Below are 22,505 nucleotides of genomic sequence, written 5' to 3'. Positions count from 1 at the left end.
GCCCGGGGTGGGGCCGGGCCGCACGGGGTCCGGGTCGGGATGCGTCATCGCGTCCTCCAGCCAGGGGTACGTCGCGTCGGCCATGAACTGATGCCACGGGTACCCGTCGCCCGCACGCGCAGTCACCCGGTCGGCGGGCAGCGCGTGACCGCGCCCGCCGACGGGTTCCTCAGAAGCCCTCGGGGTGGGCGATCAGCCAGTCCTTCGCGGCCCGCAGCAGCTCCGGGTCGGCGGCCGGGGCCTCCTCGGAGTGGCGTTCGGCCCACTTCACGACGTACGGGCACAGGGGGGCGACGACGACGCCCTCGCGGGCGGCGATGCCGTACAGCTCCCGGGCCAGCGAGCCCGCGACGCCCTGCCCCTCGTACGCGGACTCGACGATCGTGTGGACCGGGACGAGCGCGCCCCGCGGGGAGTCGAGGACGAAGTACTGGATGTGACCGGCCAGTTCGTCGCCGGCGAAGGCCTCCAGTCGGCCGGCCGCCCGGTCGTCACGGATCTGTACGTCGCTCATGTCACTCCTCGCGTGCGGATCGGGGACGCCGGGCGGTCGTCCGGGGCCTCGGACGGTGACGGCACGAGGCTCAGACGGTGACGGCCTGCGGGCTGCGCCGCTGGTCCGAACCGGGCACCGGCTCGGAGGCGTCCGAGCCCAGCGCCACGATCCGGTTGCCCTGGTCCACATGCACGACCCTGGGCTCCAGGGCGCGGGCCTCGGCGTCGGAGACCTGAGCGTAACTGATGATGATCACCAGATCCCCGGGATGGACGAGATGGGCCGCGGCCCCGTTGATCCCGACCACACCGGAGCCCCGCTCGCCCTCGATGACGTACGTCTCCAGCCGGGCGCCGTTGGTGATGTCGACGATGTGCACGAGCTCGCCGGGCAGCAGATCGGCGGCGTCGAGCAGCTCGGCGTCGATGGTCACGGACCCGACGTAGTGCAGGTCGGCTTGGGTGACGGTGGCTCGGTGGATCTTGGACTTGAACAGAGTACGCAGCATCTTGGACTCCTGGAAGACGGCTCCCTGCCTGCTTGCTGCAGGTCAAGGGCGTTCTTCACTGTACAACTGCGCGCCAGGACTCGACGATTGTGAGAAACATCGCTTCACTCTGGCGAGAGGGCTCCCTGCCTGCGTTTCCGCGCGAACCAGGCTGTCGCGACGCCGCCGACCAGGCACCTGCTCGAACGCCCGCCTCGGAATGTGCGAGGACTGATGCTGATCAGATGCTGACTTACCTGACGGCACATCAGGAACATGAGGGGCATGGACGAGCCACTGCCCCGGAGCACCTAGACGAGTAGATCCGAATTCCCCGCGTGGTTACAGCTCGGTAGCGCTGGATGTGGTGCTGGGGCGAGGCCGTAGGGAGATGGTCATGGTGGTGGATGGTGGCTCCATCGGACCGGTGTTCAACTCGCCTCAGCAGGGCACCTCGTGGACTGCCGCCTCTGCGGAGATCGTCAGAGGCCTCGTACCGAAACGAGTAACGCTTGATCCCCGTCACCACGACGCGGGACACGACCGTCACGTTCGCTGGAGTGGTGAACCGACGGCCACTCGGTGATCTCGTCTTTGACGCTATGCGGTGAGTTCAGTGGGCAGGACGGTCTCGACGGTAGTGCATAGATCGGGTGGAGGCGGGCCTTGACCAGCAGGTCGAGTCCATGAAGCGGCGGGCCTCGGTCCACTCGTCGACCGACCGCGTCGGTGCGGCGGCGGATCTCCTTGTTCAGCCGCTCCTGCGGATTGTTCGACCGGATTTGCCGCCAGATCTCGACCGGAAAGGTGGTGAAGGCCAGCAGTCGAAGTGGGCTGCGCCGTTGAAGAATTGGCCTTACAGTGCGTCCAGGCCGTGCCCGGCTGGGCTCGCACGGCGTCGGTGCGGGGCTGTTCGAAGAAGGTCCGCAGCAGGATGGCCACCCACGGCTGGGCCGACCCAGAAGGCGACTGTCGTCGCAGGGCGATGTCATGGCGGTCACTCCACGCGGTCCGCGCAACATCGGAGGGAACAGGCACTGCCGCATTCAGCGGCCGTGAGTGCCTGCCCGGGCCGTCCGCCGACGTGATCCGATCGTCCCGGGGCACCCGCTGCGGACGCACCGCTCCGTCGGGAAGAAGAGATCACACAGGCAATGGATCATGCCGTCCCGCTCTCCGGGTACCGTCAGGGTATGAGTCATCCGCACCCCGAGCTGAAATCCGCCCCGCCCCTTCCCGCAGGAGGGCTGCGGGTCGTCGCCCTGGGCGGCCTGGGTGAGATCGGCCGCAACATGACCGTCTTCGAGCACGCCGGCAAGCTGCTCATCGTCGACTGCGGCGTGCTGTTCCCCGAGGAGACCCAGCCCGGCGTCGACGTCATCCTGCCGGACTTCACCTCTATCCGGGACCGGCTGGACGACATCGTGGCCGTTGTCCTCACCCACGGTCACGAGGACCACATCGGCGGTGTGCCGTACCTGCTGCGCGAGCGGTCCGACATTCCCGTGGTCGGCTCCAAGCTGACGCTGGCGTTCCTGGAGGCCAAGCTCAAGGAACACGGCATCCGGCCGCGCACGGTGCGGGTGCGGGAGAACGACCGGCGTGGCTTCGGGCCCTTCGACTGCGAGTTCGTGGCGGTCAACCACTCCATCCCGGACAGCCTCGCGGTCGCGATCCGCACCCGGGCCGGGATGGTGCTGCACACCGGCGACTTCAAGATGGACCAGTTCCCTCTCGACGACCGCATCACCGATCTGCGCGCCTTCGCCCGCCTCGGCGAGGAGGGTGTGGACCTGTTCCTCACCGACTCCACGAACGCCGAAGTACCCGGCTTCACCACCTCCGAGCGTGAACTGAACCCGGCGATCGAGCAGGTGATGCGCACCGCACCGCGCCGGGTCATCGTCTCCAGCTTCGCCAGCCACGTGCACCGCATCCAGCAGGTCCTGGACGCCGCCCACCAGCACGGCCGGAAGGTCGCCTTCGTCGGCCGGTCGATGGTCCGCAACATGGGCATCGCCCGTGATCTGGGCTACTTGAAGGTCCCCTCCGGTCTCGTCGTCAGCACGAAGGAGCTGGAGAAACTCCCGGACCACAAGATCACTCTGGTGTGCACCGGTTCCCAAGGCGAACCGATGGCCGCGCTGTCACGGATGGCCAACCGTGACCACATGATCCGCATCGGCAAGGGCGACACCGTCCTGCTCGCCAGCTCCCTCATCCCCGGCAACGAAAACGCCATCTACCGGGTGATCAACGGACTCACCCGGTGGGGCGCCCACGTGGTTCACAAGGGCAATGCGAAGGTGCACGTCTCCGGGCACGCCAGCGCAGGCGAACTCGTCTACTGCTACAACATCGTCAAGCCCCGCAACGTGATGCCCGTGCACGGCGAATGGCGCCACCTGCGAGCCAACGGCGACCTCGCCATCCGCACCGGCGTCGACCCCGACCGGGTCGTCATCGCCGAGGACGGCGTCGTCGTAGACCTCGTCGACGGGCGCGCGTCCATCACCGGCAAGGTCCCCGCCGGCAACGTCTACGTGGACGGCATGGAAGTCGGCGGCGCCACCGAAGCGTCCCTCAAGGACCGCCTCACCCTCGCCGCCGAAGGCGTGGTCACGGTCGTGGCGATCGTCGACGCGGACACCGGCGCCCTCGCGGAGGCCCCCGACTTCCTGGCCCGGGGCTTCGTCCACGACGACACCACCTTCGAGTCGGTCATCCCCGTCATCGAGAAGACCCTGGCCACAGCGGCCGAGGAAGGCGTCGGGGACGCGCACCAACTCGAACAACTCGTCGCCCGCGCCGTGGCGAACTGGGCGTTCCGCACCCACCGCCGCAAGCCCCTCATCATCCCCGTCATCATCGACGCCTGAGCCACGGCACTGTCCCCGGTTCCGCGGCCAGCGGGCATCGAGGTCGGGCAAGGGAGTCGGCAGCCACCCCAGGGAACCGGGGTGGCACCGCACTCCACATGAAGAGTCATCGGGACCAAGGAGCTGGAGGCGCGACAACCCGCAGGTCAGCACCTTGTCCCACCTTATTGGGGACGGTCTCTGAAGTGTCCGTCGCGTCGCACGAGCGTCCCGGTCACGCCATGAGAGGGCGTGCAGGACCTCGCCCGCCTTCACCCGCGACAGGAACACCGGGCATTCCATGTGGCAGACGGAGGTGACCGCCCTGGTCCCTGCGGCACAGCACAGCAAAACGCCCACACCAGAGGTGTGGGCAAGAGGGAATCCCGAATCACGACAGCTGCGCAGACGCGACACGCACACACCGCACGGCCTGCGCGTCACCACGGGAAATGATCACAGCGCACGCCGAGACCGAGCGTGCGGTGCCCGCCGACGCTGACGGGCACGCTCGCCTCACGCTGCTGCCGTTGGGTTCGCCGATTCGGCGGCACGGCGATATTCGGCGTTGAGGCGCTGGGCCTCCTCGAGCTGGTCTTCGAGGATGACGATCCGGCAGGCGGCCTCTATGGGGGTCCCGTGGTCGACGAGTTCCCGGGCCCGGGCGGCGATGCGCAGCTGGTAGCGGGAGTAGCGGCGGTGTCCGCCTGCGGAGCGAAGCGGGGTGATGAGGCGGGCTTCGCCGATGGCTCGGAGGAAGCCCTGTGTGGTGCCGAGCATCTCGGCGGCCCGGCCCATGGTGTAAGCGGGGTAGTCGTCGTCATCGAGACGGCCGAACGTGTCGTCTGCTGTCATTGCACCTCTCTGCGGAACGCGTTGAGGGGCCCTGGCGCCGTATTGGCGCCAGGGCCCCGAAGGAACTACTCCACCATCTGCCGGCCCTGATACTGCACCGGCCTTCTGTTTCCGCAGACCCGACCGAGATGCTGTCGGGGGTGCGGGGATCGCGGTTGCTTGACCGGAGACCACCTCACTATCGATGTCCTGCGGTACCCGGGCCCAAGACTTCCGCCCGGGCGATCCTGATGGCGCTCGGCTCCTCCGTTCTTCCCTCTTGACCAACTAGTCACTACTGGTGACCTCGCACAGCGCCACTCTTCGGCAGCCAGCCCCGTCGCCCGTCCTGCGTCTACTCCGGCTCAGAACCCCACTGCCGAACCTCCCGATGCGCGCGCCCGCAGCCGACGCCTTCACCGAGGTACTGCTCACTGACTCACTGCTGGGTACTGCGAACCTTCACTTACCGGTACTGCCACTGCGGTACTGCTCATGGCGGCCCCTGATCACTGCGGGCCGCCCGGTCCGGTCGTCAGTCCCGTCACCGTCCTGCAACCGCTCTGGCTTCGGAACTCCACCACCGCACCGTCCTGCAACTGCGTACTGCCGCCCGGCAGTTCATGTCTGCCGGGCTCGCTCGATCTCGGCTACGAGAGAAACCATAACCACACCGCCGCCAAAAGTCTACTTCGGCTGGTACAGATTTCCGCGCGGTCGAGGATGAGGTAATCCGCCTCGACCGGTGGTCCTTGGATGGTGCAAGCAGCTCCGAGGCTCAGTCCGGCGCTCGCAGTGCCTCACCGCCGCGCAGCACGTCGGGCTGAGCGTGGCGTCGCCGACCGAGCCACGGCGGCCGCGTCATTCCGAGGGAATGCGAAACTCGAATTCGGGGCGGTCCCACGGTACGGCGGGCGGGTTCGCGAGCGCGGTCCCGGTCCGCACTGCACCGACGCGGTGGTAGAAGCCCTCGGCGGGAAGATGCGACACGACATTGACACGGTCGAGCCCTGCGGCACGGGCCTCGGACTGCATGTGCGCGACGAGCAGCCGTCCAATACCACGTCCTTGCGCTTCGTCAGCGACGAACAGCAGGTCGAGCTCCGGTGGAGCAAGGACGAGCGAGTAGAACCCGAGGACCCGGCCTTCGTGGCCGTCGGCGCCGACGGCCACGAAGGCTCGGTGGGCCTCGATGTAATCAGGACCGACCCGGTAGCCCGCGACTGCGGCTGCATACTTACCCTCGTAGGCGCTTGAGCCACGCACGAGCCGCGTAAGCCGTTTGGCATCCCGCGCGACGGCCCTCCGTATCGTGATCGGCCGGCTGATCGGGGAAGTGCGTGAACTCACCGGGAGAGTATTTCGCGCCGGGTGGTGCCATCGTGCGGCGGGTCGGCTGCTCGGACCGGCGATCCTGCACCACTCCCGGGAACGAACGGGTGGTCGACGGCTGCTTCCCCGGCTCTGCCGCAGCGAAGCAAGCCTGTGCAGGACTACTGCGGGGCTGGCCTCGTGAGCCGGTCATCCTCGACCTGTCGCCTTCACAGACGGTGGACTTTGCGAGAGCGCAGTAAACGACCTGGTTGGTCGCGAAGAGTTCCCGGGTCGCATGCTGCGCATCAGCCGTGAGAACGGGTGCCGCCGCCGTGTCCTTGCTCGGTGCCCGAGAGGGGAGAGTCCGAGTGCAACGGCGCCCCCGGACACCGCAACCCACACATTTGGAAGCTTTGTCGGGGCGCACCCCAGGACCCTGGCCTGGACGCCCACGGACAATCTCTCCCACCTGCGCCATGTGGTGCCGCTGACCACGTTGCTCGACTGGTACCACGTCGCCCAGACCCCGGAGCACGAGGACGCCGCCGTCGCCGCGCTGCGCGACGCTCCGGGACGGTCGGTCTTCTGCCTCGGCGCCGGATGGGGCACACCCGACCCCGTCGACGCCGACATCCGCCGCGTCCGCGCCGCCTTGCCCGGGGACGGCCCGGTCACCATGGCGCTCGGACTGCGCGGACCCGAGGCGACCAGCATGGACACCGTCGCCCGGGAACTGAAGCTGGCGGCCGCACTCGGCCTGCGCACCAGTCTGCACGTCGACCTCGTCGGCGGTGCCGTCGCCGATCTGCGGGAGCACGGCCTGCTACGGGACACCACCACGTTCGTCCACGGCAACGGGCTCAGCGACGAGGAGCTGCGGATGCTCGCCGACGCGGGCAGCACGCTGTCGGTCAGCCCGGACGTCGACCTGAAGATGGGCTTCGGCAACCCGATGACCGGCCGGGCGCTGGCCGCCGGTCTGCGCCCCACACTCTCCATCGACGACGTCCCCTCCGTCGGCGGAGACATGTTCTCCACCATGCGCACAGCCTTCGCCGTGCAACGCGGCCTGGACGGCGGCCTGCGCTCCCGCGACCTGCTCGCCTTCACCACCATCGACGCCGCCGCCTCATGCGGACTCGCCACCAGAATCGGCAGCATCACACCCGGCAAGGACGCCGACCTCATCCTCCTGCGCGCCGACGACCTGACCGTCTTCCCCGTCACTGACCCGGCCGCCTCCATCGTCAGCACCGGCCACCCCGGCCTGGTGGACACCGTCCTCGTCGCCGGCCGCGTCGTCAAACACAACGGCGTACTGCTGGACATGGACCTGCCGGGGCTGCGGACCCGGCTGCTCGCATCACGCAACCGGATCGCGGCCGCCGCCGGCATCCCGCTCGACGGCACCTGGCGACCCCAGCCGGCAGCACAGTAAACGCACCCGACTTCGAATACCTCTGCCAAGCCCCTCCCACACCCATGGGGTTACGTAGGTCCGTGGACGCAGTGCACCGCCCCGCGCCTTCCGCTGCCGCTGGTGCGCTGGTGCGCTGGTGCACAGAAGGCTCTCAGTTGTCGAACGGCGACACGTCGCCAGGCGTGAGGTCCTCTCGAAGCCGCAGGAAGCGGACCGGATGGCGACACGGCCCCGTCGATCGCGGTGTCGGCCAGGAATTCCGACACCAGATCCGGCCGGACGGGACGGTATTCCAACTCGCCCCCAGAGCCCCATCCGGCACCGAAGCGGCGACCCCGCCAGGGGTGATCGGGGCCAGCCGGACGCAGTTGCCGCGCGCGATCGCGCCGCACGGTGGCGGGCAGGGGCGTGCTGTGGGCGATCAGCCGCAGATTACCGACGGCGTCGTACCGGGCCAACAGCAGCGTGGCCGGGTCGGTCACGGCCCCGGTGATCCTCCGATGAGCCCCTCGGACGTCGTGCGGGAGCGGACCTTGATCCAGGCCCAAGCCCTATGTCGCGCCGGCCGATCAACCGCGGCTGCTCGCCCTGCTGCACCCGGACGACCAGCGCAGCCGACGTACACGGTGCTCGTGATCAGGCGCCGCCCCATGCGTCCCGCGCTGTCCGGCTGTGAGTCGGAGCAGTAGCCGCTGCGCAGTCCGGCCGCTACTGGCGGGAGGGAGATATTCCGACCGTGCGCTGTGCCCGTGCTGAGCCGCTCTACAGAACCTGATCGGCCTGAGGTCCACCTGCTGTCTCAGGGCGCCGGTCGCCAACCGTCCCCGGCCAGCGCGCGGGGCGGGCGGGGGACGCACGTTTCCGAAGGGGACGAAGCAGGCGCGCTGACGCAGGTCGCCACAGGCCGCTGACCGTCCTGTCGGACCCGCATGCGAACATTCGGACCCATGGATCTCGCAGACGCCCTCGCCGGCCTCGACGCCCACCCCTGGGCCTCCGTCTCGCACGCCTACGGCCCCGCTGAGGACCTGCCCGACCTGCTGCGCGCCCTCGCCGAGGGCGGCGGGGGTGCCGAGGAGGCGATCTCCGAGCTGTACTCGTGCATCCTCCACCAGGGCACGGTGTATTCCGCCAGCGTGGACGCCGTCCCGTACCTCGCCCGGATCGCCGCTGGTGCCCGGCCCGGGGCGGCCGAAGTCCTCTGCCTGCTCGGCGGATTGGCCGAGAGCGATGATGAATGGGAGATCGCGCCGGGCGCCGTCCGGGCCGCCGTAGCCACCCAAATCCCCCTGCTCATACCGCTGCTGGCACATGAAGTCGTGAACGTCCGGCTGCTCACCGCCTCGACGCTCGGCCACACCCGGAATACCGAGGCCGCCCCGGTCGCCCTGCGAAGCCGGTGGAAGGTCGAGGCCGATCCCGGTGTCCGAGCCGAACTGCTCATCGCCCTCGGCCGGGTCGACCGCTCCGGCGCCGCCGTCGAGACCCGCGCGCTGCTCGGTGCAGACACACCCGCGCCGCTGCGTCTGGCCGCGCTCCTCGTCGCTCTGGCCGCCGGGGAGCCTTGGACCGACGCCCACCACGATGCCGCGCTCGGCCTGCTGCCCGCCCGCGAATTCACCGTCGACCGGTACAGCATGCACCACCGAGAGCCGCTGTACGCGATCGTCGACAGCCTGCTGCGCCGCGAGACCGAGGCAGACCGCGAGGCCGCCTTCGCCCTGCTGGACGCCGCCCTGCGCGACGGCCGACCCGAGGTGCGGGCCGAGGCGCTCTCCGCGGCCGACCACGCCTGCCACCTCTCCCGCAGCGCTCCCCGGCGACTCGTCCCGGCCATCGCCCCACTCGCCGCCGAGTACCCGGCGTCAACCCTGCTCGGCAAGCTCGGCCCGGCCGCCGCCGAGGCCGCGCCCACCCTCGCCGAACTCGCCGCCCGACCCGACGACGAGACGGCTGACCAGGCATTGGCCGTGCTCGTCCGGGTCGCGCCCCGACAGGCCGCCCCGCTGCTGGCCCGGGACCTCGACCGGCGCCCCCGCGCGCTCGACGCCGCAGGAGACTTCCAGGCCCCCGCCTTCCCCTTCGACCCGGCCCTGCTCGCCGCCGTCCGCGCACGCCTGGCCGCAGACGGGCTCGGCAACAACGAGACCGCCGACCTGGTCCACCTCCTGCGTCAGTGGGGCCCGCAGGCCGCTGCCGCCTTGCCCGAGCTGTACGCCGTGCTGCCCCGCTTCCAGTACGCGGCCACCGCCATCACCGCCGTGGCAGACGCCGGCCCGCAGGCCGAGCGCGAGCAGGCCGGCGCCGTGCTGCGTGCCGCCGCCGGGTCGCTGATGGTGGCGCGAGCCCACCACGACCTCACCGGCGAGACCGACGTCCTGCTCGACGCCGTCGCCAAGGCGCTCGCCGCCGGTCCGCGTGAGGTCGCCGAGGCCGCCCAGGCCGCCGCCACCCTGGGCGCGACGGCCGCCGGCCTGCTCCGCGCCCTGCGGGCAGCAGTCAGCGAGGACGCCGAGCCGACCACCCCACAACTGGACCGCGACATCGCGATCGCCACCGCCCTGTGGGAGATCGACGGCGACGCCGAGGAAGCCGTCACGATCCTGGCCTCCGTCCTCGACCGCACCACCGGCAACCAGCTCTGGTACCGGTGGACCGTCGTCCGCGCCATCCGCGCCACCGCCCTCCTCGGGGCGGCCGCCCAGCCCCTGATCCCCCGACTGGAACAACTGCTCGCCGACCCCGAGAAGGCCCCTGCTGCCGCCCTCGCACTGCTCGCCATCACCGACCCCGACGTCGTCGACCTCGGCCGACTCGCCGAGGCAGCCCTCCACTCCGCCGAAACCGGAGCGGACATCTCCGGCGCCTGCGAGGCCCTCCAAGCCCTCGGTGTCACCGCCCTGAGCCCCCACCAGCGCCTGCGCGTCGCCGAACTCGCCGAGCAGGACCGGCGCATCGTCGGCTCAGGCGTCGCGAACAGCATCATCCGCGAGGACGAGCGGCTGCGCGCCCTCCTGACCGCCATCTGATCCCGAGGCCGGGGCGGACGAGTAATCGATCACCGCCCCGGCCCGCCCCGTATGGCGTGCTGCCGGATGGATCCTGCCGCTGGCCGCGCCGCCATCGCCGGTCGGGAGCCGAGCTGCGGTGACCCACATGCCATGAATCGACTGACCGCGGCGAACCGTAGTACGCGTGTTGCGGGCTCGTACGCTCGGCGTGATCCGCTCGATGCGGTAGTCCCGCGCCAGCAGAGTCGGGTCGCCGGGCCGGATGCCGGTTGAGGCCTCGCGCTCCGCCAGGTCGGTCCACCCTGCCAGAACAGGTGCCCGCGGTGGGCGGGTCGCCGCTGCGGGGCCGGGGGCTGTCCGTGCGCGGTCAGGTCGGACGGCGAGCAGGCCAACAGAGCAGACCCTCTATCACAACGACCCCTGTACGGCGGCTCACCGACCGCCGCTGAAGTGGTCGAAGAGTGCATCACCGCAGTCGTCCGCGCCGCCCCGGGTTCGCGCGAAGGCCAGCACGCCGTCGTCGTTGCCTTCCCTCCTGGCCTTGGCCAACTGCGCCTCGATGTCCGCGATGTACTCGGCGCACTCGGCGCTGACGGGCTTCTCAGGCTGCGGGTCAGGCGCCGCAAAGGCGTTCAGCGCGGCGGTGGCAGCGATACCGGCCACGCAGAGCACCGCCCACGCGGCAACCCACATGCGGCGGCTCATCCGTAACGGCTTGGGCATTCAGGCATCCTACGAGCGTCGCAGCGGGCTGTCGCCGAGTGGAGCGGTATCTCAGCGGTCGGCCACCCAGCGCGCCCTTGGATCTGGACCTGTCGTGCAGCGTGTTGTGCGGCGTCGTTGGCCGGCCGACGCTTCAGTGCTCGAAGACCGCCGTCGCCACCGGCACTGCCAGCAGCAGGCTGAGGCCGACCAGGGGGAGGCGGTCCAGCCACAGGATGGCGGCGAATTCGCGCAGCGTCGCGGCCAGCCAGTAGGCGGGGGAGGTCGGCGCGCCCACGACGTGCACGGACACGCCGGCGCGGCGGGCCAGCAGGGTCGTGCGGTAGACGTGGAAGCCGCTGGTGACCACCGTGGCACGGTGGCCGGCCGTGGTGTCGTCGACGAGGGCCGCGCTGAAGCGTAGGTTCTGCCCGGTGTTGACGGAGCGGTCTTCCCGCACGATCCGGTCAGCGGGAATTTCGCGTCCGCGCAGATAGTCGGCCATCGCGTCCGCCTCGGAGCGGACCTCGTCGTCGCCCTGGCCGCCCGAGACGACGAACACCACACGAGGCGTGTCCGGTGCACGGGCGGCGTCGATCGCGAGGGCGCGCTCCAGCCTGCGGGCCAGCAGCGGGCCGGGCCGGTCGCCGTTGAGCCCGGCGCCCAGGACGATGACATGGGTCGTTTCCGGCAGGGGCGTGCTGCGGCCCTGGCCGAACACGTAGCCGACGAAGGCCAGGAAGAGCAGAGTGAGGTAGCTCGCGGCCGCGTTCACCGCGACCACGAGGGCACCGAACGCCTCTCCGCCGACCGCGTGGAAGACCACGTTGAGGCCGAGCACCGCCAGCAACGCGCAGCCGGCGGCCCCGGTCGCCAGCAGGGCTGCCTGCGGACCGTAGCGCCGGACCAGGAGGACGCCGTCGGCCAGCAGCAGCAGGCCCAGCGCGAACACCAGGAGCAGGGCGGCGACGGCGAGGACGGTGGCGATGGTCGGATGGGCTGCGGCGCTGCGGCCTGCCACGCCGAGTCCGGCCGAGGTCACCGCGAGGCAGAACAGGACGGCGGTGGAGAACCGGTGCGGTGCCAGCAGGGCGTTGACGACACCGCCCGCGGCGAACACGACCGCAGCGAGGTACTCCGGGTACTCCGGCATGTGCCGCACCGCTCCGCTCTCCCGCTTACCGGGCCGCTGCCCGAACCCGCCCGCCTCTCGCCGCCCGCGGGTTCTGGGACCCGGTACGAACGGCTTGCCGGTCATCCTCCCAGACCTGCTGTGGTGCGCCGAAGGCGGGCGGCGGCGGTGGTGCAGGACCGGCACGTCGTGCCAGTGGTCCTGCCCGGCGGCCGCGCAGGACACAGGGACGGCGTGCCCTGTAGCCCGGCCCGCAGGCGGTGCGCCGCCCGTGCCGCACCGCAGCAGCCGCAGCCGCAGCCGCAGGCAGTCTGACCGCGCAGGCGGCCCCGGTCTTCCTGCTGGGACCGGGCACCACGGCCCTGATCCGCAGGGACGAGCACCCGGCTGTCTGGGCGTTCCACAGTGCTCTCTACAGCGGGGTCGCCATCGCGGTCCTGGCCGTCCAGCACCGCCGGACCGCCCGAGCCGTGGGCACCGACGCGGGTGGACTCGCCGATCTGAACCGGAAGATCCGCCACCACGAGGTGCCGCAGGGCCCCAGGAGCAGGCGGCCATGCGGCAGCTGGTCGCCAGCAGCTCGGTCGCCGCGTGCGCCCTGTTCGTCGTTGGTCATCGGCGAAGTTCGGCGAAGTTCGGCGAAGTTCGGGGAAGTTCCGGAAAGTTGCGACAGGTTCCGGCCGCAGGTGTCAGTTCAGCGGCTTGTTCAGGACCGCCTTGCGGTGGCTGAACGTCTCGATGGAGTACCTGCCGTGGTAGTTGCCCATGCCGCTCTCCCCCACCCCGCCGAACGGCAGGTCGGAGACGGTGAGATGGGCGAGCGGCAGACCGTACCCGAGGCCGCCTGAGGAGGTCTCTGCAGCGATCCGGTCGCGGGTCTCGCCGGACTCGCTGAAGACGTACAGCGCGAGGGGCTTGTCGCGGTCGTTGATGAAGCCGATCGCCTCGTCGAGTCCGGATACGGTGACGATGGGGAGGATCGGCCCGAAGATCTCCTCCTGCATCACGGGGGACTTCGGGTCGACGTCCGCTAGCACCGTGGGCGCGATGTACTTGCCGGTGCGGTCGCTGCCGCCGCCGACCACGGTACGGCCCGAGTCGAGCAGGGCGGACAGCCGGTCGAAATGCCGCTCGTTGACGATCCGGCCGTATTCCGGCGAGGCCGCCGGGTCGGCGCCGTACAGGGCGTCGACGGCGCGGACCAGGGCGGTCTCGAGGGCGGCTGCGGTCTCCGGGTCGGTGAGGACGTAGTCGGGGGCCACGCAGGTCTGCCCGGCGTTGAGGAACTTGCCGCGGGCCAGCCGGTCGGCGACCACGTCGAGGTCAGTGCCGCGGTCGACGAACACCGGGGATTTGCCGCCGAGTTCCAGGGTGACCGGCGTGAGGTGCTCGGCAGCGGCGCGCATCACGATGCGGCCGACGGTGCCGTTGCCGGTGTAGAAGACGTGGTCGAACCGCTCCGCCAGCAGGGCCGTGGTCTCCGAGACGCCGCCCTCGACGACGGCGACCGCGTCGGCGTCGAGATAGGCCGGGAGAAGCTCGGCCAGCGCGGCGGAGGTGGCCGGGGCCAGTTCGCTGGGCTTGGCCACGACCGCGTTGCCGGAGGCGAGCGCACCGACCACCGGGGCGAGCAGCAATTGGGCCGGGTAGTTCCACGGGGCGATGACGAGTACGACGCCGAGGGGGTCGTACCGCGTCCAGGCGGTCGCGTCGGCGCCCAGGTGCGCGGGGACGGGAGCGGGCTCGGGGTGCAGCCACCCGTCCAGGTGGTCCAGGGTGTGGTCGATCTCCCGGACGGTGAAGTCGATCTCCGTGCGGTAGGCCTCGGTGCTGCTCTTGCCGAGGTCTGCCTTGAGGGCGGCGGCGAGGTCGGCGCCCCGCTCGGTGAGCATCGCCCGCAGTCGGCGCAGCTGGCCGGTACGCCATTCCACGGGCCTGGTGCGTCCGGTGCGGAAGGTGGCGCGCAGCCGGGCCACTACGTCGGCGGGCTGCTCGGGTGTGTGGTGACTCATGGTGCCTCGCAGGTGAGCGCCGGCGGTCGCCCGCCCGGCGCGGAGTCTCGATCAGATCTATGTCAGCCTTCTTGTGCTCCGCCGCATCCCGTTCGACGCGTCTTCGTGACGAGGCTCACGAGGCCGGGCCGAATCCCGGGAGGAGCGGCCGCGGTCGCCGCCCGCGCCTACGCCCTCAACCACCTGCCCGAGCAGGCCCGCGCCGCGCTCGAGACCGCCGACGCGGCGCATGCCGTCGGGATCCCCGACGCCGCGGGCGAGGTCGCGCACGAGACACCGGCGGTGCTGTACAGGCCGCCGGACAACTACCGGACAGCTAGGAGGATCTCGCCCCTCTCCTGCTGACGGCGAGCCGGGGGCGTTCGCCGACGGCATGCCGGTCGCCCCCTGCACGGCAACCGGAGTGATGTGCGTGGTCGCGGTGCCGGCCGTTCTGATGCCGCGTCACCTACGGCTCGACGACCCGTCGGCCGGGACCCGCACACCGCGACCCCGGGTGCGCAGGACCACGACGCCAAGCTCCCCACTCCTTCTCCTTGAGCGGCCCCGGTAGGAACGTCCGCGAACGGATCCCGGCTTCCCCTCCCGCACTATGCCCCCACCGGTATCTCCTCCCTCCCCGGGCGCGTCCACACACCGGACCCGCACGTCTGACCATCGGCCCGGGTCCCACTATCGTGGAAGGCATGGGCGATCTCGCCGGCCCGGACGACGACGGGCTCCCTCCCGATCGGACCCAGGCCATCCTCGAAGCGGCCAAGGAGGTCGCTTCGCTGCTCAAGGCCGGTGGGCACCCCTTCGCGCTGGCGGGCGGCGTCGCGGTGTACGCCCACGGCGGCCCGGGAACGCTCCAGCACGACGTCGACTTCTGTGTGCTGCCGGAGGACATCGAGGCGGTCACCGGCACGCTGGAGGCCGCGGGGCTGACCGTGGTCGAGCCACCCGAGGACTGGCTGCTGAAGACCCGGAGCCAGGGCCAGGAGGTCGACCTGATCTTCCGGCCGTCCCGGGCTCCGGTCAGCCGCGGCCTGCTGGACCGGGCGGAGGTGCTGTCGGTCCAGTCCGTGTGGATGCCCGTGCTGGCGGCGACGGACCTGCTCGTCGGGCGCCTCCTGGCGTTCTCCGAGCACTACTGCGACTTCGGTGCCGTGCTGCCGATCGCCCGGACCCTGCGCGAGAAGATCGACTGGGGCCGGGTGCGGCACGAGTGCGGTGCCGAGCCGATGCCGGCCGCCTTCCTCTTCCTGCTGGAGCGCCTCAACGTGATCGAGCCGGAGGAGACCGGCGATGGCGACAGGACATGACCACCCGCAGGCGAACGGCCCGGGACACCGCGCCGCACAACCACCGGCGGACGCGCAAGCACACCGCGCCGCACAACCACCGGCGCACACCGAGTACCGCATAGCCCATCTGGAGGAGCGGCTCGCCCGGAGTGATCTGGCCGAGCTCGGGATGCGGATCGAGGCGCGCGGCGACGCCGTGCACATCACCGGTACGGCGTCCACCGCGGCCGTCCGTGAGGCGATCCTGAGCCTGGCTGCGGAGGAGCTGCCCGGCGTGCCCGTGCGGGCGGACATCACACTGGCCGACGTGAGCGCGCCGGACCGTCCCGAGGAGCTGTCGTGATCCGGGTCGCGGCCGTCGGGGACATCCATCTGGGGCCGGACAGCCGAGGTCTGCTCCGCCCGGCGTTCGACACCCTGCCCGACCACGCCGACCTGCTGCTGCTCGCCGGGGACCTGACCCGGCACGGCACGCCGGAGGAGGCGCGGGTGGTCGCCGACGAGGTGGCGGGGCTGCCGGTGCCGGTGATCGCCGTACTCGGCAACCACGACCACCACGCCGAGCGGCCCGAGGACGTGACGGCCGTGCTGCGGGACGCGGGGGTGACCGTGCTGGAGGGTGAGGGGGCCGTCGTCCGGGTCGACGGTGTACGGGTCGGGGTCGCCGGGACCAAGGGGTTCGGCGGTGGCTTCGCCGGGCGCAGTGGCAGCGAGTTCGGCGAACCCGAGATGAAGGCCTTCGTGCGTCACACCCGAGGGCTCGCGGACGGACTGCGCCGCGCGCTGGACGAGTTGGCGGAGGACGGCTGCCCGGTCCGTATCGCGCTCACCCACTTCTCCCCCGTACCGGACACGCTCGTCGGTGAACCGCTGGAGATCTATCCCTTCCTGGGCAGTTACCTGCTGGCCGAGGCGATGGACGAGTCCGGCGCCGACCTCGCCGTGCACGGCCACGCCCACCTGGGCACCGAGCACGGCATCACCAGCGGTGGGGTGCGGGTGCGCAATGTCGCCCAGCCGGTGATCCGGCGTGCCTTCGCCGTGTACCGGCTGCCGGTGGACGGGGAGCGCGGCGCGGGCGTGGAGGGCTCGTAGGGCCGGTTGCCCCGGCCGCGGGACGGCGGGCCGGGCCCGTCGCGCGGCACCCGGGTGCGGGCCCGGCGGCGGGGCTACCGTCCGTCGACATGTGTGCGGACGGCCGGACGGGAGGTCCCGGATGCCCTGGCGGTGGCGATGGGGGGTCGCGGCGGGTGCCGTCCTGCTGCTGGCGACCGGCTGCGGATCGGTCGAGGAGCGGCGTACGGCGGCGCGGGACGCGGCCGTCGGCTTCGAGCGGGCGCTGGGCGCGGAGGACGGGGTGGCCGTGTGCGCGGTGCTGGCCCCGGGTGTCCGGGACGAGCTCGAACAGTCCTCGGGGACGCCGTGCGAGGGCGCCGTCCTGGAGGAGGACATCCCGTTCGTCGCGGCGGCCGAGGACGAGGTCGAGGGCGTCGATGTCGCCGGACGCCAGGCCCGGGTGGAGTTCTCGGCGGACACCGTGTTCCTGTCGCGGTTCTCCGACGGCTGGAAGGTTCTCGCCGCCGGCTGCACGCCGCGTCCCGAGCGGCCCTACCAGTGCCTGCTGAAGGGTGGGTGAGGACGTCGTGCGCGTCATGTTCGTCCTGTGCCTGCTGGTGATCGCCGGCGGTCTGGCCTACTGCGTCACGCTGGGGGTGCTGCACCGATGATCGGGTCCGTACCGCGGTTCCTCCGGGACAACGGCCTGGGGCTCGTCTTCCTGACACTGTTCGTCCTCGCCCTGGTGGGCCAGGCGTTCGCCGGTCACGCCGACTTCGACAACCAGCTCGCGGCGGAGGACCTCCAGCGGATCTCGCTCGGCGAGTACGTGACGTCGTCGGACTTCGCGGTCGACGTGATGGAGAACTGGCAGTCCGAGTACCTGCAGTTCTTCCTCTACGTCTTCCTGACGGTCTGGCTGGTGCAGCGCGGCTCCCCGGAGTCCAAGCACCCGGACGGCATCGGGGTCGAATCCGACGAGGCCCAGCGGGTGGGGCGGCACGCGCGCCCGGACTCCCCCCGCTGGGCGGCGGCCGGCGGCCTGCGCCTCAAGGTGTACTCCAGCTCGCTGGGTTATGTGATGGGGGCCGTGTTCGCGCTGTCGTGGCTGGCCCAGTCGATCACGGGTGTGGCGGCGTACAACGAGGAACAGCTGCGGCAGCTCCAGGCCCCCGACAGCTGGTCCGAGTACGTCGTCTCGGCCGACTTCTGGAACCGTACGCTGCAGAACTGGCAGTCCGAGTTCCTCGCCATCGCCTCCATGGCGATCCTCTCGATCTATCTGCGCCAGCGCGGTTCCCCGGAGTCCAAGCCGGTCGGCGCCGCCCACGCGACCACCGGCGTCGAGGGCTGAACCCCGGGGAACCGCAGGCTTCTAGGCCGCCGCCACGGGTGCTTCCGCAGCGGGCTCATGGGCTGTCGGCTCGTGGACTGTCGGTTCCTGGACTGTCGGCTCGTGGACTGTCGGTTCCTGGACTGTCGGTTCGTGGGCCGTCGGCCGCGCGAACTGCGTGCGGTACAGCTCCGCGTACCGTCCGCCCGCCGCGAGCAGTTCCTCGTGCCGACCGCGCTCCACGATCCGGCCCGCCTCGACGACGAGGATCTGGTCGGCGGTCCGTACGGTCGACAGGCGGTGGGCGATGACCACGGCGGTCCTGCCTTCCAGCGCCTCCGCGAGGGCCTCCTGGACGGCGGCCTCCGAGGTGTTGTCGAGGTGGGCGGTGGCCTCGTCGAGGATGACGACGCGCTGACGGGCCAGGAGCAGCCGGGCGATCGTCATGCGCTGGCGTTCGCCGCCGGAGAGGCGGTAGCCGCGTTCGCCGACGACGGTGTCGAGGGCGTCGGGCAGGGCGCGTACGAGGTCGTCGAGCCGGGCCCGGCGTAGCACTTCCCACAGGTCCTCGTCCGTCGCCTCGGGGCGGGCGAGCAGCAGGTTGGCGCGGACGGTGTCGTGGAAGAGGTGGCCGTCCTGGGTGACCATGCCGAGGGTGCCGCGCAGCGATGCCGCGCTGAGGTCGCGTACGTCGACGCCGCCGATCCGGACCGTGCCCGCGTCCGCGTCGTAGAGCCGGGGCAGCAGTTGGGCGACGGTGGACTTGCCGGCGCCCGAGGAGCCGACGAGGGCGACGGTCTGGCCGGGTTCGGCGCGGAAGGAGACACCGTGCAGGACCTCGGTGCCGCCCCGGGTGTCGAGGGAGGCCACCTCCTCCAGTGAGGCGAGGGAGACCTTGTCGGCGGACGGGTAGCCGAAGCGGACGTCGTCGAACTCGACGGCGACCGGACCCTCGGGAACCTCGCGGGCCTCGGGCTTCTCCTCGATGAGCGGCTTGAGGTCCAGTACCTCGAAGACGCGCTCGAAGCTCACCAGGGCGCTCATGACCTCGACGCGCGCCCCGGCCAGCGCCGTCAGGGGCGCGTACAGCCGGGTCAGCAGCAGGGCCAGGGACACGATCGCGCCGGCCTCCAGGGTGCCGCGCAGCGCGAACCAGCCGCCGAGGCCGTACACCAGGGCGAGCGCGAGGGCCGAGACGAGGGTGAGGGCGGTGATGAACGCCGACTGCGCCATCGCCGTACGGATGCCGATGTCCCGTACGCGGCGGGCCCGCATCGCGAACTCGGCCGACTCGTCGTCGGGCCGGCCGAAGAGCTTGACCAGGGTGGCGCCGGGTGCGGAGAAGCGCTCGGTCATCCGGGTGCCCATGGCCGCGTTGAGGTCGGCCGCCTCGCGCTGCAGCAGGGCCATACGCCGGCCCATGCGCCGGGCCGGGACCACGAAGACGGGCAGCAGGACGAGGGAGAGCAGGGTGATCTGCCAGGAGAGGGTGAGCATCACGGCGAGGGTGAGCAGCAGCGTGACCAGGTTGCCGACCACTCCGGACAGGGTGTTGCTGAAGGCGCGTTGGGCGCCGATGACGTCGTTGTTGAGACGACTGACGAGCGCTCCCGTACGAGTACGTGTGAAGAACGCGACCGGCATGCGCTGCACATGATCGAAGACGGCGGTCCGCAGATCGAGGATGAGGCCCTCGCCGAGCGTCGCCGACAGGCGTCGGGCCACCAGGCCGAGGGCCGCCTCGGCGACGGCGATGACGGCGATGAGCACGGCAAGGCGGACGACGAGGTTCTCGTCACCGCCCGAGACGATCACGTCCACGACGTTCCCCGCGAGCACCGGCGTCGCCACGGCGAGCAGCGCGGTCACGACGCTGAGGCCGACGAACCACGCGATACGGCGACGATGTGGACGGGCGAAGGCGCCGATGCGCCGTAACGTGGCCCGGGCGAGGGGGCGGCTGTGCTGCTGGGCGGTCATCATGCCCTGCAGCTGGGTCCAGGCGGTGGTCTCCATACTCATGCGGACGACGCTAGAACCTCGACCAAGCTTGAGGTCAAATGCATTTCGGCGTAGGCCGGAGCGCGGTGAAGTCCGCCGCCGGTCAACCGTCGTCCCCGCACCCGCAACCCTCTGTTGGCCGGGCGCGGCGAGCCTCTCCCGGTGTGACAGCGACACAGCCTCCACGGCCACGCACCAGGCGCGTTCCGGTACGGCGGATCCTCTGTCTGCTCCCGCTCGTGCTGGTCCTGGTGGTCGCCGTGCGGCACCGTTCCGTTCTCGTCGAGGGCTTCGCGCATCTGGCGACCGCCCGGTGGCCGTGGCTGGTGGCGGCGGTCGGCGTGACCTGTCTGACCTGGGTCGCGGCGGCCGTGACGCGGCAGGGCGCACTCGTCGAGCGGTTGCCCGCCGGGCGGTTGCTGGCCACCCAGTTCGCGGCGGGCGCGGCGAACCACCTGCTGCCGACGGGCATGGGCGCGAGCGCGGTGAACCTGCGGTTCATGACGGTGTGCGGGGTGCCCCTGTCCCGTTCGTCGGCGGCGCTCGCGCTGTATCTGCTGGCGGAGTCCGTCGCCCGGGTCGGCCTGCTGCTGGCCCTGCTGGTGACCTTCCCCCGGGCCCTGCGGCTCGGCCCCCTGCTGCCCGCCCACACGTCGACTCCCCTGCTGGTGACGGCGGTTGTCGTGGTGTGCGGCGCAGCGGCCGCGGTGCTCCTGGTACGACGGCTGCGTTCGGCTGTCTCGGGTTTCGTCCGCACGGCCCTGCGCGAGGCCCGCGCGGTGCACGCGCGACCGACGCGGGCGCTGGCGCTGTGGGGTGGCTCGCTGGCGTTCCCGGTGCTCCAGGCGGGCGTACTGGTCACCGTGGGGCTGGCGTTGGGGCTCGACATCCCCGTGACGCACATGGCGCTCGCCTATCTCGCCGCCACGGTCGCGGTCGCCCTCGTCCCGACCCCGGGCGGTCTCGGTTCGGTGGAAGCCGCGCTGGTCGTCGCCCTGGTGGCAGCCGGTGGCCCGGTGGCCGTGGTGACCGCTGTGGTGCTGGCGTTCCGGGTCGTCACGGTCTGGCTGCCGTTGCTGCCGGGGGCGTTGACGCTGGGCGCGCTGGTCCGGCTGAAGGTGATCTGAGGAGGAGGCCGGCGTACCGCCGAGCACATCCGGACATTCCCCGGGGCGCGGGGTCCGTCGTCGGCCGATCCGCGCAGGTGCGGTGCCGATCAGCTGTGCGGATACGGCAGGATGAGCGGTCGCGCCCGGTGTCGTACACGCGTCCGGGCGAGCGAGAACACGCACTCCGGATTCGAGATGGTGGCAAGGTGACGACACATCACATACGGCCCTCGGGACACGACATACGGTTCCCCGGCCGCTCCCCGCGTCCCTCGGGAGGCGAGCGATGACCCGGACCCTCACCCTCGACGACTGCCTCGTGGCCGGAATCATCCTGGCCGCGGGCCTGTTGGCCGCGTTCCTGCTGCGGCTGCTGCTGCGCTGGCTCGGTGGTCACGCGACGAAGACCCGCTGGAGCGGTGACGACGTCATCGTCGACACGCTGCGCTCGCTGGTGCCGTGGAGCGCGTTCGTCGGCGGGGCGGCCGCCGCCGGAGCGGTGCTGCCGCTGACGAAGACCGTGCAGCACAACGTGAACCAGTCGCTGACGGTGCTGTTCATCCTCGTCGCCACGGTCACGGCGGCCCGGGTGATCGCCGGTCTGGTGCGCACGCTCGCGCAGTCCCGGGCCGGGGTCGCGGGCTCGGTCACGATCTTCGTGAACATCACCCGGGTCACGGTCCTCGCGATCGGTGTCCTGGTGATCCTCCAGACCCTGGGCATCCCCGTCGCCCCGCTGGTCACCGCCCTCGGTGTCGGCGGTCTCGCGGTGGCGCTGGCCCTCCAGGACACCCTCGCCAACCTCTTCGCGGGCATCCACATCCTCGCGTCCAAGACCGTCCAGCCCGGCGACTACATCAAGCTGAGCAGCGGTGAGGAGGGCTATGTCGTCGACATCAACTGGCGTCAGACGACGATCAAGTCGCTCTCCAACAACCTGGTGATCATCCCCAACGGTCAGCTCGCCGGCACCAACATGACCAACTTCAACCAGCCCGAGCAGGACATGACGCTGCTGGTGCAGGTGGGCGTGGGCTACGACAGCGACCTGGAGCACGTGGAGCGCGTCACCAACGAGGTCATCGCCGAGACGATGAAGGAGGTCGAAGGCGCGGTCCCCGACCACGAGCCGGCCGTCCGCTTCCACACCTTCGGCGACTCGCGCATCGGGATGACCGTGATCCTCGGGGTCGGCGAGTTCAGCGACCAGTACCGGATCAAGCACGAGTTCATCAAGCGGCTGCACAAGCGGTACCGGGCCGAGGGGATCAGTGTGCCGGTCCCGCGCCGGGCGATCACGCTCCAGACGGGGGGCGGCAGCGTGGAGATCCCCCACCAGCGGGGGCTTTCGTTCAAGGTGGCCCCCTAGCGGTTTCCTGTCCCCCCCGCGCCCTAACCGCCCCCTCTGAAAAGGGGTGGGCCCCCTCAGGAGGGTAAGGGAAGGGTGGGGGGGG

At 71.0% G+C, this 22,505-nt stretch carries 19 protein-coding genes and 1 pseudogene; 11 read left to right on the top strand and 9 right to left on the bottom strand.

Annotated elements, in window-relative coordinates; all coding sequences use genetic code 11:
* Window positions 1-169: 169 nt before the first annotated feature.
* The 3 genes and pseudogenes from P1P70_RS18620 to P1P70_RS18610 form a co-directional block, all read right to left on the bottom strand.
* Entirely contained in the window at window positions 170-514 is a 345-nt protein-coding gene (locus P1P70_RS18620) for a GNAT family N-acetyltransferase (RefSeq protein WP_319238925.1), read from the bottom strand.
* Between the two features lie 70 nt (window positions 515-584).
* Window positions 585-1,004 (bottom strand): aspartate 1-decarboxylase, encoded by a 420-nt coding sequence (gene panD / locus P1P70_RS18615; protein WP_319238923.1) that lies wholly within the window; start codon window positions 1,002-1,004, stop codon window positions 585-587.
* 695 nt (window positions 1,005-1,699) lie between these two features.
* Window positions 1,700-1,807, bottom strand: a pseudogene (locus P1P70_RS18610) (transposase); the annotation flags it as partial.
* A 369-nt stretch (window positions 1,808-2,176) separates the two neighbouring features.
* Between P1P70_RS18610 and P1P70_RS18605 the strand changes: the two are divergent.
* On the top strand, window positions 2,177-3,862 hold the full coding sequence (locus tag P1P70_RS18605; RefSeq protein WP_319238921.1) for a ribonuclease J: 1,686 nt from the start codon (window positions 2,177-2,179) through the stop codon (window positions 3,860-3,862).
* 495 nt (window positions 3,863-4,357) lie between these two features.
* Here P1P70_RS18605 and P1P70_RS18600 read toward each other — a convergent pair whose 3' ends face one another.
* Window positions 4,358-4,696 (bottom strand): MerR family transcriptional regulator, encoded by a 339-nt coding sequence (locus P1P70_RS18600; RefSeq protein WP_031144137.1) that lies wholly within the window; start codon window positions 4,694-4,696, stop codon window positions 4,358-4,360.
* 840 nt (window positions 4,697-5,536) lie between these two features.
* Entirely contained in the window at window positions 5,537-6,025 is a 489-nt protein-coding gene (locus P1P70_RS18595) for a GNAT family N-acetyltransferase (RefSeq protein ID WP_319238915.1), read from the bottom strand.
* Window positions 6,026-6,467: 442 nt separating this feature from the next.
* Here P1P70_RS18595 and P1P70_RS18590 point away from each other — a divergent pair, with 442 nt between their 5' ends.
* Window positions 6,468-7,427, top strand: a complete 960-nt coding sequence (locus P1P70_RS18590; RefSeq protein ID WP_319238912.1) for an amidohydrolase family protein — start codon at window positions 6,468-6,470, stop codon at window positions 7,425-7,427.
* Between the two features lie 929 nt (window positions 7,428-8,356).
* Window positions 8,357-10,438 carry a hypothetical protein gene (locus P1P70_RS18585; RefSeq protein WP_319238909.1) on the top strand — a complete coding sequence of 694 codons (2,082 nt, stop codon included), beginning with the start codon at window positions 8,357-8,359 and terminating at the stop codon, window positions 10,436-10,438.
* Window positions 10,439-10,852: 414 nt separating this feature from the next.
* Here P1P70_RS18585 and P1P70_RS18580 read toward each other — a convergent pair whose 3' ends face one another.
* From P1P70_RS18580 to P1P70_RS18570, 3 genes are all read right to left on the bottom strand, one after another.
* Entirely contained in the window at window positions 10,853-11,143 is a 291-nt protein-coding gene (locus tag P1P70_RS18580) for a hypothetical protein (RefSeq protein ID WP_319238906.1), read from the bottom strand.
* Between the two features lie 133 nt (window positions 11,144-11,276).
* A complete protein-coding gene (locus P1P70_RS18575) occupies window positions 11,277-12,275 on the bottom strand; it encodes a YdcF family protein (RefSeq protein ID WP_319238904.1) in 999 nt (332 codons plus the stop codon).
* Window positions 12,276-12,943: 668 nt separating this feature from the next.
* The gene (locus tag P1P70_RS18570; protein WP_319238901.1) at window positions 12,944-14,266 is read right to left on the bottom strand and encodes an aldehyde dehydrogenase family protein; all 1,323 of its coding nucleotides are present in this window, start codon (window positions 14,264-14,266) and stop codon (window positions 12,944-12,946) included.
* 105 nt (window positions 14,267-14,371) lie between these two features.
* On the opposite strand from P1P70_RS18570, the gene P1P70_RS18565 reads away from it, so the two are divergent.
* The 6 genes from P1P70_RS18565 to P1P70_RS18540 all read left to right on the top strand — a co-directional run bounded on the left by P1P70_RS18565 (window position 14,372) and on the right by P1P70_RS18540 (window position 17,962).
* The gene (locus tag P1P70_RS18565; protein ID WP_319238899.1) at window positions 14,372-14,611 is read left to right on the top strand and encodes a hypothetical protein; all 240 of its coding nucleotides are present in this window, start codon (window positions 14,372-14,374) and stop codon (window positions 14,609-14,611) included.
* A 341-nt stretch (window positions 14,612-14,952) separates the two neighbouring features.
* Window positions 14,953-15,570 (top strand): nucleotidyltransferase family protein, encoded by a 618-nt coding sequence (locus tag P1P70_RS18560; RefSeq protein WP_319238898.1) that lies wholly within the window; start codon window positions 14,953-14,955, stop codon window positions 15,568-15,570.
* A complete protein-coding gene (locus P1P70_RS18555; RefSeq protein WP_319238897.1) occupies window positions 15,554-15,895 on the top strand; it encodes a BON domain-containing protein in 342 nt (113 codons plus the stop codon). The genes P1P70_RS18560 and P1P70_RS18555 overlap by 17 nt, the downstream gene beginning before the upstream one ends.
* Window positions 15,892-16,647, top strand: coding sequence for a metallophosphoesterase family protein (locus P1P70_RS18550; protein WP_319238894.1), 756 nt, complete (start codon window positions 15,892-15,894; stop codon window positions 16,645-16,647). The genes P1P70_RS18555 and P1P70_RS18550 overlap by 4 nt, the downstream gene beginning before the upstream one ends.
* A gap of 121 nt (window positions 16,648-16,768) precedes the next feature.
* Complete coding sequence (locus P1P70_RS18545) at window positions 16,769-17,188, top strand: hypothetical protein (RefSeq protein ID WP_319238892.1); 420 nt, start codon at window positions 16,769-16,771, stop codon at window positions 17,186-17,188.
* An 87-nt stretch (window positions 17,189-17,275) separates the two neighbouring features.
* Window positions 17,276-17,962 carry a DUF6766 family protein gene (locus tag P1P70_RS18540; RefSeq protein ID WP_319238890.1) on the top strand — a complete coding sequence of 229 codons (687 nt, stop codon included), beginning with the start codon at window positions 17,276-17,278 and terminating at the stop codon, window positions 17,960-17,962.
* Between the two features lie 21 nt (window positions 17,963-17,983).
* Here the strand turns inward: P1P70_RS18540 and P1P70_RS18535 are convergent, their stop codons facing one another.
* Window positions 17,984-19,957, bottom strand: coding sequence for an ABC transporter ATP-binding protein (locus P1P70_RS18535; protein WP_319238928.1), 1,974 nt, complete (start codon window positions 19,955-19,957; stop codon window positions 17,984-17,986).
* A gap of 44 nt (window positions 19,958-20,001) precedes the next feature.
* Between P1P70_RS18535 and P1P70_RS18530 the strand changes: the two genes are divergently transcribed.
* Together P1P70_RS18530 and P1P70_RS18525 are read left to right on the top strand one after the other, a co-directional pair.
* Window positions 20,002-21,069: a lysylphosphatidylglycerol synthase transmembrane domain-containing protein gene (locus P1P70_RS18530; protein ID WP_413471490.1), complete on the top strand. Its 1,068-nt coding sequence runs from the start codon at window positions 20,002-20,004 to the stop codon at window positions 21,067-21,069.
* 268 nt (window positions 21,070-21,337) lie between these two features.
* Window positions 21,338-22,420 carry a mechanosensitive ion channel family protein gene (locus P1P70_RS18525; RefSeq protein WP_319238885.1) on the top strand — a complete coding sequence of 361 codons (1,083 nt, stop codon included), beginning with the start codon at window positions 21,338-21,340 and terminating at the stop codon, window positions 22,418-22,420.
* Window positions 22,421-22,505: the final 85 nt, after the last annotated feature.

The organism is Streptomyces sp. MB09-02B, from assembly GCF_033794485.1.
Lineage (GTDB): Bacteria > Actinomycetota > Actinomycetes > Streptomycetales > Streptomycetaceae > Streptomyces.
Note: the sequence above shows the minus strand (reverse complement) of the source record. Positions and strands in the feature narration are given on the sequence as shown.

What these genes read in the sequence shown, in the direction of transcription:
- P1P70_RS18620 (WP_319238925.1), bottom strand. Translation starts at nt 514, where the DNA reads ATGAGCGACGTACAGATCCGTGACGACCGGGCGGCCGGCCGACTGGAG.
- panD (WP_319238923.1), bottom strand. Translation starts at nt 1,004, where the DNA reads ATGCTGCGTACTCTGTTCAAGTCCAAGATCCACCGAGCCACCGTCACC.
- P1P70_RS18605 (WP_319238921.1), top strand. Translation starts at nt 2,177, where the DNA reads ATGAGTCATCCGCACCCCGAGCTGAAATCCGCCCCGCCCCTTCCCGCA.
- P1P70_RS18600 (WP_031144137.1), bottom strand. Translation starts at nt 4,696, where the DNA reads ATGACAGCAGACGACACGTTCGGCCGTCTCGATGACGACGACTACCCC.
- P1P70_RS18585 (WP_319238909.1), top strand. Translation starts at nt 8,357, where the DNA reads ATGGATCTCGCAGACGCCCTCGCCGGCCTCGACGCCCACCCCTGGGCC.
- P1P70_RS18580 (WP_319238906.1), bottom strand. Translation starts at nt 11,143, where the DNA reads ATGCCCAAGCCGTTACGGATGAGCCGCCGCATGTGGGTTGCCGCGTGG.
- P1P70_RS18575 (WP_319238904.1), bottom strand. Translation starts at nt 12,275, where the DNA reads ATGCCGGAGTACCCGGAGTACCTCGCTGCGGTCGTGTTCGCCGCGGGC.
- P1P70_RS18570 (WP_319238901.1), bottom strand. Translation starts at nt 14,266, where the DNA reads ATGAGTCACCACACACCCGAGCAGCCCGCCGACGTAGTGGCCCGGCTG.
- P1P70_RS18560 (WP_319238898.1), top strand. Translation starts at nt 14,953, where the DNA reads ATGGGCGATCTCGCCGGCCCGGACGACGACGGGCTCCCTCCCGATCGG.
- P1P70_RS18555 (WP_319238897.1), top strand. Translation starts at nt 15,554, where the DNA reads ATGGCGACAGGACATGACCACCCGCAGGCGAACGGCCCGGGACACCGC.
- P1P70_RS18545 (WP_319238892.1), top strand. Translation starts at nt 16,769, where the DNA reads ATGCCCTGGCGGTGGCGATGGGGGGTCGCGGCGGGTGCCGTCCTGCTG.
- P1P70_RS18540 (WP_319238890.1), top strand. Translation starts at nt 17,276, where the DNA reads ATGATCGGGTCCGTACCGCGGTTCCTCCGGGACAACGGCCTGGGGCTC.
- P1P70_RS18535 (WP_319238928.1), bottom strand. Translation starts at nt 19,957, where the DNA reads ATGGAGACCACCGCCTGGACCCAGCTGCAGGGCATGATGACCGCCCAG.
- P1P70_RS18530 (WP_413471490.1), top strand. Translation starts at nt 20,002, where the DNA reads ATGCATTTCGGCGTAGGCCGGAGCGCGGTGAAGTCCGCCGCCGGTCAA.
- P1P70_RS18525 (WP_319238885.1), top strand. Translation starts at nt 21,338, where the DNA reads ATGACCCGGACCCTCACCCTCGACGACTGCCTCGTGGCCGGAATCATC.